We start from the raw sequence: 13461 nt of genomic DNA on the forward strand, positions 1-13461 counted from the left end.
CTTATAAATACACTCTACTTAGAAAGCTGGCACAACAGCCCCTTTAAATTCATCATTAATATATTTCTTTATTTCTTCTGAAGTAATTGCTTTGTTAAGAGCTTTAATTTTTTCATCATTTTCATGACCTTTTTTAACTACTATAATATTAGCATATGGTGAATCAGAATTTTCTATAAATAAAGAATCCTTAACTGGGTTTAAGCCTGCTTCTAGTGCATAGTTCGAATTAATAACTGATAAAGCAACGTCAGGAAGAGTTTTTGAAAGTTGCTTAGCTTCTACTTCACTTATCTTGAAATTCTTTGTATTCTTTGTTATGTCCGCAACTGATACAGTCTCTTTATCTGGAACTTCAAATAACCCAGCTTTAGCTAGAAGTTTTAAAGCCCTAGAACCATTAGAAGAATCTAATGGAATTGTAATCTCCACACCTTCTTTTAGATCTTTTAGATCTTTTAGATTTTTCGAATATATTCCTAATGGTTCAATGTGGACCTTTTGAACTGCTACTAAATCTGTACCTTTTTTCTTATTAAAGTCATTTAAATACGGTTCGTGTTGAAAGAAGTTAGCATCTAATTCTCCACCATCTAAAGCTGTATTTGGAAGCACATAGTCATCAAATATTTGAATCTCTAAAGTATATCCTTCTTTTTCCAATATAGGTTTAACCTTTTCTAAAATTAGTGCATGTGGATTAGCTGACGCTCCTACAGTTATAGTTTTATCATTTTTATTTTCAGTAGCTTTTTCTCCCTTTGAAGTTCCTGTACCACAAGCTGTAAGTGATACTGCTAATAATCCTGCTGTTAATAAAGTTTTCCATTTTTTCATAATCAATTCCTCCTAATATCAAATCACTATTTCAATTTCTTATAAAGTAAATCTCCAATTATCTGAATACCTTGTACTAATAAAATCAATATTACGACTGTATAAAAAATTAATGCATTATCAAATCTAGAATAACCTATTTGAATAGCTACATACCCAAGACCTTTTGCGCCTATTGCTCCTGCCATTGCAGCATAACCAATAAGTGAAATTATAGAAAGAGTGATTCCTCTAACAATAGATGGAACTGCTTCCTTTATCATGACTCTAAAAATTATTTGAAAATTGCTTGCGCCAAAAGATTTTGCAGCTTCAATTATCCCCTTATCCACTTCTTTTAAAGAACTTTCAATTATTCTTGCTACAAATGGAGCAGCTCCAATGGTAAGTGGAACAATAGCCGCAGTATTACCTATTGCCTTTCCTACTATAAATCTTGTAACTGGAATAACAGCAACAATCAATATGATAAAAGGAAAAGATCTAAATACATTAATAGTAATATCCAAAAGTCTATATATTATTTTATTTGGTCTTAACCCCTCTTTATCAGTTATAACTAAAATAATAGCTAAAATAAATCCTATTAATACAGCAAAAACAGTAGACCATCCAACCATATATATAGTATCAATTATTCCTTCTAGGAGATACGTATCCCATGCTTTGATAAAATTGTTCATCTTTAAACAACCTCCCAGCCAATGTTTTTACTATCTAAATATTTAGAAACTCTTTCAAACTCAACGTCTTTTATATTGATAACAAGACTTCCTAAAACATCATCTCTAAATCTTTCAAGTCTTCCCCATACAATTGAAAAATCTATGTCAAGTTCTCTTGCCATTGAAGTAATCAAAGTTGTCTCTGAATTTTCCTTAGGGAAATATATTTTTATATTTTTCCCGGTATCAGGAATAAGCTCTTCCTCTGAAATAAGCTTTTTCAAAGCTTTAGGTTGCTTTAAGAAAATATCCTCTACATCACCAGAAACAACTACTGCACCTTTATCTAAAACAGCTACTCTATGACAAACCTCTCTAACTACCTCCATTTGATGAGTTACGATAACTATAGTAATCCCTAAATTTTCATTAATCTCTCTTAACAATGAAAGAATAGATTTTGTAGTGTTTGGGTCTAATGCGGAAGTGGCCTCATCAGATAATAAGATTTTAGGCTCTAATGCTAAAGCTCTTGCAATTGCTACCCTTTGTTTTTGTCCACCACTTAATTCTCTTGGTTTAGCATAAATTTTATCCTCTAAGTGAACTATCTTTAAAAGCTTTTCCACTCTTTTTTTAGTTTCTTTTTTATCATAGCCCCAAACCTCTAAAGGAAGTGCTATATTCTCATATACGTTTTTTCTTTCTAAAAGACTAAAGTGTTGAAAGATCATACCTAAGTCTTTTCTAAATAATCTTAGTTGTCCACTTTTTAAACTTTTAACTTCTTTCCCCATAACTTCGATACTTCCTTTGTCATAGGTTTCTAATCCATTCAGACATCTTAAAAGTGTTGATTTACCAGCACCACTATGCCCAACTAATCCAAATATTTCACCTTTTTTTATCTCAAGATCTATAGATTTTAGTATAGGTTCATTAGAAAAGCGCTTTTCTAGATTTTTAATTTTTATCAAGTGTCCTCCCCCTAACTGATGTATTTTTTACTATCGATAGAAAAAATAAACACCCGAGGATTCTCGGGTGTAAAATGCATTGAATCCTCATCTCTCAGCTTCTTCAGCTGCTGGATTTGGCACCTTATACACAATGTATTGGTTGCCGGGCATCTTTGGGCCAGTCCCTCCGCCACTCTTGATAAGTGAATGTTATTAACTTTTCTATATGTTATCAAATGGTCAAAAGTGTGTCAACAAATTTTTATAAGTTTTTTAAAAATGATAAAAATTCTCTAATGTTATTGCTAAAATATCCATGTATAATAAAAAATAATATAAACTTCATATTTTTTATTCCTCCAATTCCAATAAGAAAACTTTATAATTATATATTTTAAGCTTATTGCAATTTTTGTACTCTTCAGTTCCATTTTTCTAAAATAAGCATACTATGAATAGTAACATGAATATTTTCTAAAGTTCTTACACCTTTTAATTAAGTTTGCCAGGAGGTAATAAAAATGAGTGATGAGGTGGATAAGAGAGAAATTGCTATTCAACGATCTAAAGAATTGAAAGGTAAAATAGAAGATTACATGATAGCTAAAGAAAAGATTCCAAGAGGTTTATCAACTATTCAAGAAAAACTTATTACAGAGAAAAGAGAAAAGATTCTAGATATACTCAACGCTACAGAAGATGATTGGAATAATTGGCATTGGCAAATAAGTAATAGGATAAGTGATATAAAAATACTATCGAAAATAATAAAATTAAGTGAAGAGGAAGCAGAACATATAAAAAAAGTAGAACAAAAATATAGATGGGGTATCTCTCCATATTATGCATCTTTAATTGATGAAAGCAATTCAAACCCAGTAAAGTTGCAATGTGTACCTACACTATTTGAGTTAAACGATGAAGGTACCTTAGACCCTATGGGAGAAGAATATACTAGTCCTGCTGGCACTATAACACGAAGATATCCTGACCGTCTTATAATAAATGTTACTAACATGTGCGCCTCCTTTTGTAGACATTGCCAACGACGAAGAAATATTGGAATTGTCGATAAACATCAAAGTATATCAGATTTAGAAGAATCTATTGAATATATAAGAAACAATCGTGAAATTAGAGATGTTCTCATAACTGGTGGCGAACCCTTATTGTTATCTGATGGGATGATTGATTGGCTTCTTGGTGAATTATTTAAAATAAAAACATTAGAATATGTGAGAATTGGAACTAGAGTACTTGCCACATTGCCACAAAGGATCACTGCCAATTTATTAAGCATCTTAAAGAAATATTCTCCATTATATATTAATACTCAGTTCAATCATCCTCTTGAAATAACTAGAGAAGCAAAGGAAGCTTGCGACAAGCTGGCTAATATAGGTATACCGCTAGGCAATCAAACTGTACTTTTGAACGGAATAAATAATGATAAATATGTAATGAGACTTCTAAATCAGGAACTTTTAAAATGTAGAATCAAGCCTTACTATATATTTCATGGAAAAAAAATTATGGGTACCACACATTTTAACACTTCTATAGATGATGGTATTGAAATAATGGAATATTTAAGAGGTTATACTTCTGGTATGGCTATACCAACTTACATTATAAATGCGCCAAATGGAAATGGGAAAACTCCAATTTTGCCTCAATATATCATTTCACGGGGTAAAAACAACGTGAAAATAAGAACCTGGGAAGGAAAGATTTTTGATTATCCTAACTATCCAACTCAATCATTAGAAGATAAATTGTACAAAGATAATAAATAAAAAAAATAATCAACCTCTAAGTCTTGATAAAACTAAGAGGTTGATTGTTTTTATATATTCTAAAACTTATATATTTTTTATATTGCAATCCATGAGATTATGAGTCTTTTGCCAGCTTTCTAAGCTTAAATAATTCTTTGGAATATCTAATTATATTCGTACAAGCTTTTTCTATTAACGCTAAATCTCCTGAGTGATAAACACAAACCTTAGCAGGTTTTCCGTTTACCTCTATCAGCCACACATTACCAGCTTTATCTATTGCAATATCTATACCTAATTCCCCTAAGCTACCATACTTTTGTTCTAGCTGTCTACATACAGCAATCACCAGTTTATCTACATCATTAGTTATTAAATGTGAGTTAGAAAAAAGGCTAGGAATTACCTCGGTAAACTTCCCTACTTTTCCCCCACTACTTATATTCGTTACTACACTTCCTTGTGCTGCAATACGTAAAGATTTATCTACAACCTCCCAGGTATCAATATCTTTTTTTTGAGCAAGTACTCTTATATCAAATGGGCAATCATTTAATTGAGCAATATCTATACCTTGCTGGATTATAATATTTTTTCCAATAAATTTATTCGCCTCAAGAAAGCTATGAATTTCTTGTACACTAAGATTATCTGAAAATTTTTTTCCCTTTATCTGATAACTTAATATATATAAGTTATGACTAAATTCTTGTACCTTATATATATTTCTACCTCTACTTCCTCCAGAAGCCTTTATATATACAGAACCATACTTATGAATAAAATCTACTATCTGAAAAGGATGCTGGTATCTTGAGGTTTCTGGTAAATGATTTGTAACCTCTAAGTTCTTCGACAAAACCTGATGTGTCTCCAATTTATTAAAATAAGCTTTGCTATTAATAAACGGAATCCTATATTCCTCCTTTAGTCGTTGCCTTACAAATTTTCCGACCTCTTTTTCATTAGTTAAAAAAGTAGCACGATCATAAATTACATTTGGAAATGTACATATGATTTTTTCCCAACTTTTGTTTTCTTTATTAAAGGTTAAACCCCTAATATTCTGAGAGTGCCAATCTAAGCTTAATGGAGAAAAAACTAACAATTGAACTGCTTCTCTAAAAGCAGCTTCTGCAAGAAAGTTCATTTTCCAAGATAATATTCCTTTTGATAAGCGATTAAAGTTATAATTATTAAAATAAATACCTAAAATCATCTTAAGCCTCCCAAACATCTGTACTAGCAGATTGAAAACCTGTTAGAAATACAGCGTATTCTATAGGACGTGTATAACAACGGGACATTAAAGCATTATCCTTTAGCCATTTTAAACTTACTTTTAGTGGCTTACCATTTATCTCAATAATCCATACCTGTCTATCTATATCAATAGTCATATCAAGACCTAATTCAACACAATCACCAAATTCCGCATCTATAGTTTCAGCAGCCTCCCTACCTATAGTCACAATCTTTTCATATAGACCATTTTTTGTAGTAATATCCTCATTAAATTCTTCTTTCAGCACCTGACCAATTTCCGCCACTGCTCCACCACTTCTAGGACTGGTTATTATACTTCCAGGTGCCCCCATTCGAATAGCTATACCAGTAGGCTGCCAAATCCCCTGCCAATCTTTTTGATACAGAAGTCTGAAATCAAAAGGATATCCCCTATAAGACGCTTTTTTAATTTCTTGCTGGATTAAATATCCTCCACCTAGAACAGAATAATGATTAATCATATTATCTATATCCTGTAGATTTGATAAAAAAGCAACTTCATTTTCAGTATCTGTTCTGTGTTCTACCTTATAGATTCCATTGGGTTCTTTGCTAACACGAAAAATGCCCTTTCCCTTATAAAGTGCATCTGGTTTTAAGTAAACACGAGGACTTGTCCTTAATGCTTTTTCTATATCTTCATAAGATTTATAAAGAATTGTTTTAGGAATTGCGGCTATTAATCTAGGATTTTTCTCTAAGGCACATATAGTTTCCCACTTTGCAAGTTTAGGTATAGAATTAATAACTTTATAATCTTTGCCTAGTTTTTTTCTAAATTCCATACCAAATCTACGACCGATAATACCAAAACACCTGTCATATATAACCATAGGCAATGGAAGAATCCGTGGAATCCACTTTGACTTTTCTCTTATCATTCCTTTTACCAGTTTCTTTTCCCAATCAATATCTCCTATAGAAAAAAGACAACATACTCCATTTAACTTCTTGATAGATATAGCGATTTCTTCATAAACATGATCTGTTTTTCCTTCACTCAATGCTGCAATCTTCTTAGAATTTATATAAGTTCCAACTAAGGGACCAAATTCCAACTGATTATTATTTAAATTTAATACCTGTATAAAAGAATTATCTGGGATAAAAATTTGCGATTTTAAGTTCTCAGATAAATATAAAATATTTGAATCAAATTCTACTCTATTTTCAATTACCTTTTTAACCTTAAGACTTATAGAACCAAATTTAATAGTAATATCTTTATTCTTATCACCATTACAATACTCTTGGTTTTGAGCTTCAGTTAAGTAACAAATATCATTTTCAGATTTTTTATAAATAACTTTAATAACGCTATTATCATTTTGGCAATGATTGTTTCTAGTTAGAAACTTAGAATATTTATAAATTCCTAATACTTGAGGTTTTATTTTATTATTACTTTTATCATCTTGGAGATTTTTGAAGACTAAATTTATAAGAGAGACACCATCTATGTCAACGATATCTGGAGTAAGATTATCAACTTGGTCACAATTAGCTTTAATAATCCATATTCGACCATTTATATCGATTCCTATATCAATGTTCATTTCTCCCATAGTACCAAAACTCATTTCTGTATAACTTGCTAACATAGCTGATAAGTCATTAATTTTTTCTGTTCTTGGGATTATTATAGACTGATATTTTTTTTGTAACTGATAGTATATCTTTTCGTAAGTAGAGATTTTTTTTCCAACATCATCTGTAATATTGAAATCTTCTTTTATCATTTTAACTACTCTATATATGGCTTCCCATTTACCACATATATTTTTCATCATAAGTAGATGCAGACTTATAGTATAATCTTTATATTTTAATAGTTTTATCCCCTGCTGCACAATAAATTTACTTTTTGATAAATACTCAGTTATAAAATTTTCAAACTCCCTTAAATTATTTAAAATTATATTTTGGGTAGAGTCTCCAAAATAGTTAAGCTTATATTTGTTATTAATCTTCTCTATAGAGAAAATTACTTTTTCCTTTTTACTATAAGCAGATTTTATAAATATAAATCCATATTTATTTAACATAAGAAGCACATCATCAAAATTCTTATATACAATTGTTTCAGGAAGATATTTTTGTATTTCAGTATAATTGCTAAGTTTTTTATATAGTGTGAAGTTTTTAATCCCTGTACAATCATTTATTAGTTGTATGTTGTACTGTTCTTTAAACCTTTGTATATGTTCATTTATCTGTTTACTGTACGAAAGTTTTTTAACATATATTACTTCTGGGAAAGGGAACCAAGCATAATCACATCTATTTAGTTCAGGATTAAATGTACATCCTTTAATCCTTTCTTCCGCATAATCAATATCATCTGTACAAAAAAAATAACTAAGGCACTTTTCTTCTAAAGCAGCTTCTATATGTCCTTTTGCATAATAAAAGGACTCTTTTTCCATATTCATTATCTTATTTATATAGTTCCTCCCGGTAAATATTCCAATAACAGGACCCATATAAATATCATTATTTATATGAACTTTATTTATAATAACTTCCATGTTTTCACCTCAATATCTCAATATCTGCTAGTACATTTTCTGCTATTGTAGTACCCTATTAATATCATATTCTACTGTTTGGTGGTGGTGATAGTAATTACACTACTCCTAAAAGATTATCTATGTATAACACTGAAAACCTATTTGCATATAACTCTAAAAGCTTATACCTAAAAGCTTTTACTCTATATTAAATCAATAATTAGTAATACAAAAAATAAAAAGGGACTTTGAATGTCCCCTAAAATTTATTAACCTTTTTTAAATTTCTTGTGCAACTCACTTTTCTCTTGCTTTCGTAAGGAACTTAGCATATTTAAATACACCTGATAATTGAGGTAGTATTTTATTATCTTTAATATCACCTTTATAATATTTCAAAATTAAATCAACAAGCTTTTCACCATCTATATCCACTACATCTGAACTGAGATTTTTAACTGGGTCTGAATTAGCTTCAATAATCCATATTTGACCATCAATATCAATGCCTATATCAATCCCCATTTCTCCCATGTTTCCAAAACCTTTTTCCGTATATCTTGCCAACATTGAAACTATCTGATCAAGATTCTCTATTCTAGGTATTTCTACAGATGAATATACTTCTTGCAAATAATCGTATATCTTTTCATATACAGTAATTCTTTTGCCTATAGCCGTAGTAATATTAAAATTTTCTTTTGCCATTCTAACAACTTTATATATTGATTCCCACTTTCCATATTGATCTTTCATCATAAGCATTCGTAAATCTATAGTACGATTTTTATATTTCAACAATCTTATACCTTGCTGCACAATAAATTTAGATTTTCCTACGTATTTAGTAACGAATATTTTAAGTTCCTCTATATTGTCTAAAATATTTTCTTTCGCATTATCGTTGTAATAATTAAGCTTATATTTGTCATTAATCTTTTCTATTGACAAAACTTCTTTTCCTTTTTGTCCATAAAAAGCTTTTATAAATATAAATCCATGTTTATTTAACATAGAAAGTGCATCATCAAAATTCCTATATACAATTGTTTCAGGAACATATTTCCTAGCTTCCGGATATCTATAGAGCACTTCACATAGTTCCCATTTTCCAAGCATATTACAATTATTTATTAATTGAATGTTATAATTCTTCTTAAAACTTTTTATCAATTCTTTTATCTTATTAGTAAAAGATATATTTTTAGCATAAACTACGTCTGGAAGAGGAAACCAACAATAATCATATTTATTTAACTCTGGGATAAATGTAAAACCTTTTATTCTATTTCCTAGGAAATCAACATCATCAATACAGAAAAAATAATTGAGACAATTTTCAGCTAACCCAGCTTCTATATGGTTTTTCGTATATAAATAAGTTGATTCTTTCATCGCCACTGCGTGAGTCATAAAATTACATCCAGCCAATAACCCTACAATAGGACCTATAAAAATATCTTTGTCAGTTTTCCATATGTTAACTGTCGTATCTTGTAGAAGGTTTAATTGTTCAAATATACCATCAGTAAAATATATTCCTCTATTTTCACTATCTAAAAACCCCACTAAAGCTGTTGTAGTTGAAAATCCAAAATGAATTGTATAAGGTATTTCTGTAGAAAGCTTTAAATCTTTAAAAACATTTTTAGGAAGTATACAGATATTAGAGCTTGCACTTAAAGATATTTTTTTTATAATGACTTCCATATTTTCACCTCAATATATGCTAGGATATTTGTGGCATACTAATAGCTAAAAATTTAGCATATTTAAATATACAATGAGCTTGGGGAAGTATACCATCGATGCTATCTATATCTATCTTAAGATAATCACCTGATATTTTATTTTCCTCAAACAGTGTTTCAATCCAATTCTTTTGAAAAATATCCACAAGCGATGAATTCCAATCCTTAGATGGTTTTTCGTTGACCTCTATAAACCACATTTTACCATGCATATCAATTCCCAAATCAATTCCTAATTCCCCTTGTGGACCAAATTCTCTATCAATACAATTAGCTATTTTCATTGCAGCATCTGAAAGTTTATCCTTGTCTGGAATAGTTTCTTTACCCTCTTCATTATTTAAAGATGGATATATGTGCTGATAAAGTGCCGCTTCACCACCTAAAGCATAGTTTGTGATAGTAAAATTACCTTTTGCAACTCTCACATAATGTATGATAGCTTTCCATAATCCACTATCATCTTTCTGCATTTGCATTCGTAAATCAAAATGACGTCCATTATATTTCAAAAGCTTAATTCCCTGTTGTATTATAAACTTTCTGCCACCTTTAAAGTCGCTGATGATTTTTTCAACTTCTAAGATGTCTTTAACCACTATTTCCTTTAGACCACTATCATTAAAGTTTATCCTATAGCCTTCTGGTTCTTGCTTTATTGATAATACACTTGTACCTAAAGAACCAAAAATTGATTTCAAAAAAATAAATTTATGTCTATTTAACATATGAACCACGTCATTAAACTCTTTATAAACAATAGTTTCGGGAATCATATCTTTAATTTCACGGTATTTTGAAAGTCGTCTACATTCCTCCCACTTTCCCCCTAGAGAATTACGGCTATTTATAAACTTTATATTTTTATAATTCCTAAGTTTTGTCCTTATTTCATTCAGCATAGCCTTCCTATCTTTGTTTGGAAAATTTCCATGACGGTCATATATAACATCGGGAATAGGGAACCATCGATTGCCCCATTTCTTAGAGGATACTATATAAGAATATCCTTTAATTTTATTTTGTACCCAGTCAATGTCTTTCAAAGAAAAATAATAACAAAAACACCCTTCCTTGCTGCTTGCTTTAATATATTGTATAGCACTAGAAGGACGTTCTTTTCCTTTCACACTCCAAAAGTGATCTATACTAACAAATATCCCTACTACTGGTCCTAAATAAATATCATCATTTTCTTTCCAAATATTTAGATTTAGATTCTCATCCAATAACAAATTTTTAAATACTTCCATAGGTACATATATATTTTCTTCGGTGGATTCTTGCGGATTAATATATACCTTTTCACTCAATTGGCCAAAATGAATAGTATATAACTGACCTTTGGTAAGTTTTAGATCATCATAAATATCCTTTGATAATAAACAAATTTCTGATGAAAATTTCTTTTCATCTTCCTTAATATGGATTTTCAAAGTTAGCACCACCTGAAAATTAGATACTATATTATATTCTATATAATTTATCTGTGATAAAGACTTATTAAAACATTGACATGCCTAATATAAAGTGATATTATTTAATTGATAATAGTTATCAATTGCTTTTGAAATTGAATATCATTAATTTTACATAATATAAATTTTTATAATTAACGAGGTGATGGTTGATGAGTTTAGCAGATTTAAAAATAGGTCAAACAGCAAAAATCGATAAGATACTTGGGAATGAAAAACTTGCCAAAAGACTTCTAGCACTTGGGGCCCTTGAAGGTACAGAAATCGAACTAAAAAACAAAGCACCCTTTGGCGATCCATTAATTTTTAACATAAGAGGTTTTAACTTAGCCTTAAGAAAAAGCGACGCGAAAAATATTTTTATTAAAGACATAACTGCCATGGCTGCTGCAAAACTGAAGGAGGCTTACTAATGAAAATAGCTGCACTAGTTGGTAACCCCAACGTTGGAAAAACAACTCTTTTTAATCACTTAACTGGCTCAAAACAATATGTAGGGAACTGGGCCGGTGTAACAGTTGAAAGAAAAGAGGGTTTTTTAGATAAAGACATAAAAATTGTTGATTTACCCGGAATCTATGCTTTAGATACCTTTTCAAATGAGGAAAAAGTCTCTAAAAACTTTCTTGAAAATGATAAGGTTGACGTTATAATTAACATAATTGATGCTTCAAATCTTGACAGAAATCTTTATTTAACTACTCAATTAAAACAGTTTAATATACCAATTATACTAGTTTTAAACATGATGGATGTAGTTGAAAAAAAACATATGAAAATTGATATTGATGGTTTGTCAAAAGCGCTTAATTTGACAGTAATACCTATGGTTGCCTCAAAGGACAAAAATACAGATATCATAACTTCAATTATTAAAAATAATAATTTTCTTCAATCGCCTAATGATAATGACTATCATTTTGATTCAGAAAAAGAAGCCTATACTTATATTGAAAAATTATTAGCACCTTTAGTTACAATTGATCAAAACATTGGACTATCCCTTACTGATAAGATAGATAAAATAATTCTTAATAGATTTTTAGCTTATCCTATTTTTATAGGACTTTTGTTCTTAATATTCCAGACAACCTTCTCGTGGGTTGGTGCACCTCTACAAGATTTGTTTGACGTAGCAATTAACGAGCACTTTGCAGGATTTGTAGGAAACTTACTTTCATCTTCCTCTGAGTGGTTCCAATCTCTTGTTCTAGATGGAATCATTGGTGGTGTTGGTGCAATTATAACTTTCATGCCTTTGATCATGGTATTATTCTTTATGGTATCAATTCTTGAAGACAGTGGTTATATGGCTAGAGCAGCCTCAATTATGGACAGGTCTATGAGAAAGATAGGATTATCTGGTAAGGCCTTTATTCCAATGATTTTAGGCTTTGGTTGTTCAGTTCCAGCTATAATGTCCGCAAGAACCTTGGAAAGTGAAAAAGACAGAAAAATTGCAGCCTTAATAGTTCCTTTTATGTCCTGCAACGCTAGACTACCAGTCTATGTATTATTCGCTGGCATATTCTTTCCGGGCAAAGAAGCTTTAGCAATCTCATCTTTATATATTTTTGGAGTAGCTGTAGCTTTAATAATGGGTCTGATTTTTAAGAGTACCATATTCAAGAAGGACGAGGAACCATTTATATTAGAACTTCCGGAGTACAAATTCCCTGACCCTAAAAATCTTTTACTTCACACTTGGGACAAGGGTGCAGGCTTCTTAAAGAAAGCTGGAACATTAATTTTCGCTGTTTCAGTACTAGTATGGTTTTTATCAAACTTTAATTTCAGTGGATATATTGGTGGCGAAGATATTGAAAGCAGTATTTTTGCTTCAATTGGTAAGGTTGTAGCACCAATATTTGCACCATTAGGATTCGGAAACTGGCAAAGTTCTGTGGCATTACTAACGGGTATAATGGCAAAAGAAGTAGTAGTAAGTACTTTAGAAATTATCTTTGGAAACTTAGATTTAGTATTAAATACCTTTTTCAATTCTGTTTCTGCCTATGCATTTCTTGTATTTGTATTACTTTACACTCCATGTGTAACTGTTATAGGTACTATGAAAAAAGAATATGGCGGTAAGTTTGCACTAATTTCTGTTATCTATCAATTTGTTGTTGCTTGGATATTTGCAGCTATTGTTTATAACATCGGATCACTTATCTTTTAGTTTATTACAAAACA

General features: G+C 30.3%; 10 protein-coding genes and 1 riboswitch. Of the genes, 3 read left to right on the forward strand and 7 right to left on the reverse strand.

Going from position 1 to position 13461, the window contains the following annotated elements:
* Window positions 1–18: 18 nt before the first annotated feature.
* The 3 genes from CLOCEL_RS13360 to CLOCEL_RS13370 are packed head-to-tail and all read right to left on the reverse strand — an operon-like array spanning window position 19 to window position 2479.
* Window positions 19–837 (reverse strand): MetQ/NlpA family ABC transporter substrate-binding protein, encoded by an 819-nt coding sequence (locus tag CLOCEL_RS13360; RefSeq protein WP_010074492.1) that lies wholly within the window; start codon window positions 835–837, stop codon window positions 19–21.
* Between the two features lie 26 nt (window positions 838–863).
* Window positions 864–1520, reverse strand: a complete 657-nt coding sequence (locus CLOCEL_RS13365) for a methionine ABC transporter permease (RefSeq protein WP_010074493.1) — start codon at window positions 1518–1520, stop codon at window positions 864–866.
* Between the two features lie 2 nt (window positions 1521–1522).
* Window positions 1523–2479 carry a methionine ABC transporter ATP-binding protein gene (locus tag CLOCEL_RS13370; protein ID WP_010074494.1) on the reverse strand — a complete coding sequence of 319 codons (957 nt, stop codon included), beginning with the start codon at window positions 2477–2479 and terminating at the stop codon, window positions 1523–1525.
* 84 nt (window positions 2480–2563) lie between these two features.
* A riboswitch (SAM riboswitch) is annotated at window positions 2564–2667 on the reverse strand.
* Between the two features lie 315 nt (window positions 2668–2982).
* Between CLOCEL_RS13370 and eam the strand changes: the two genes are divergently transcribed.
* The gene (gene eam / locus CLOCEL_RS13375) at window positions 2983–4257 is read left to right on the forward strand and encodes a glutamate 2,3-aminomutase (protein WP_010074495.1); all 1275 of its coding nucleotides are present in this window, start codon (window positions 2983–2985) and stop codon (window positions 4255–4257) included.
* 97 nt (window positions 4258–4354) lie between these two features.
* On the opposite strand, the gene CLOCEL_RS13380 is transcribed toward eam, so the two are convergent.
* From CLOCEL_RS13380 to CLOCEL_RS13395, 4 genes are all read right to left on the reverse strand, one after another.
* Window positions 4355–5458 (reverse strand): YheC/YheD family endospore coat-associated protein, encoded by a 1104-nt coding sequence (locus CLOCEL_RS13380; RefSeq protein ID WP_010074496.1) that lies wholly within the window; start codon window positions 5456–5458, stop codon window positions 4355–4357.
* Window position 5459: 1 nt separating this feature from the next.
* Window positions 5460–8054, reverse strand: a complete 2595-nt coding sequence (locus CLOCEL_RS13385; protein WP_010074497.1) for a YheC/YheD family protein — start codon at window positions 8052–8054, stop codon at window positions 5460–5462.
* A gap of 279 nt (window positions 8055–8333) precedes the next feature.
* Entirely contained in the window at window positions 8334–9746 is a 1413-nt protein-coding gene (locus CLOCEL_RS13390) for a YheC/YheD family protein (RefSeq protein ID WP_010074498.1), read from the reverse strand.
* Between the two features lie 19 nt (window positions 9747–9765).
* Window positions 9766–11223 carry a YheC/YheD family endospore coat-associated protein gene (locus CLOCEL_RS13395; protein ID WP_010074499.1) on the reverse strand — a complete coding sequence of 486 codons (1458 nt, stop codon included), beginning with the start codon at window positions 11221–11223 and terminating at the stop codon, window positions 9766–9768.
* A 194-nt stretch (window positions 11224–11417) separates the two neighbouring features.
* On the opposite strand from CLOCEL_RS13395, the gene CLOCEL_RS13400 reads away from it, so the two are divergent.
* Entirely contained in the window at window positions 11418–11678 is a 261-nt protein-coding gene (locus CLOCEL_RS13400) for a FeoA family protein (protein WP_010074500.1), read from the forward strand.
* Window positions 11678–13447, forward strand: a complete 1770-nt coding sequence (feoB, locus tag CLOCEL_RS13405; RefSeq protein WP_010074501.1) for a ferrous iron transport protein B — start codon at window positions 11678–11680, stop codon at window positions 13445–13447. Before CLOCEL_RS13400 ends, feoB begins: the two co-directional genes overlap by 1 nt.
* Window positions 13448–13461: the final 14 nt, after the last annotated feature.

Source organism: Clostridium cellulovorans 743B (assembly GCF_000145275.1).
Lineage (GTDB): Bacteria > Bacillota > Clostridia > Clostridiales > Clostridiaceae > Clostridium_K > Clostridium_K cellulovorans.

What these genes read in the sequence shown, in the direction of transcription:
- CLOCEL_RS13360 (WP_010074492.1), bottom strand. Translation starts at nt 837, where the DNA reads ATGAAAAAATGGAAAACTTTATTAACAGCAGGATTATTAGCAGTATCA.
- CLOCEL_RS13365 (WP_010074493.1), bottom strand. Translation starts at nt 1,520, where the DNA reads ATGAACAATTTTATCAAAGCATGGGATACGTATCTCCTAGAAGGAATA.
- eam (WP_010074495.1), top strand. Translation starts at nt 2,983, where the DNA reads ATGAGTGATGAGGTGGATAAGAGAGAAATTGCTATTCAACGATCTAAA.
- CLOCEL_RS13380 (WP_010074496.1), bottom strand. Translation starts at nt 5,458, where the DNA reads ATGATTTTAGGTATTTATTTTAATAATTATAACTTTAATCGCTTATCA.
- CLOCEL_RS13385 (WP_010074497.1), bottom strand. Translation starts at nt 8,054, where the DNA reads ATGGAAGTTATTATAAATAAAGTTCATATAAATAATGATATTTATATG.
- CLOCEL_RS13390 (WP_010074498.1), bottom strand. Translation starts at nt 9,746, where the DNA reads ATGGAAGTCATTATAAAAAAAATATCTTTAAGTGCAAGCTCTAATATC.
- CLOCEL_RS13400 (WP_010074500.1), top strand. Translation starts at nt 11,418, where the DNA reads ATGAGTTTAGCAGATTTAAAAATAGGTCAAACAGCAAAAATCGATAAG.
- feoB (WP_010074501.1), top strand. Translation starts at nt 11,678, where the DNA reads ATGAAAATAGCTGCACTAGTTGGTAACCCCAACGTTGGAAAAACAACT.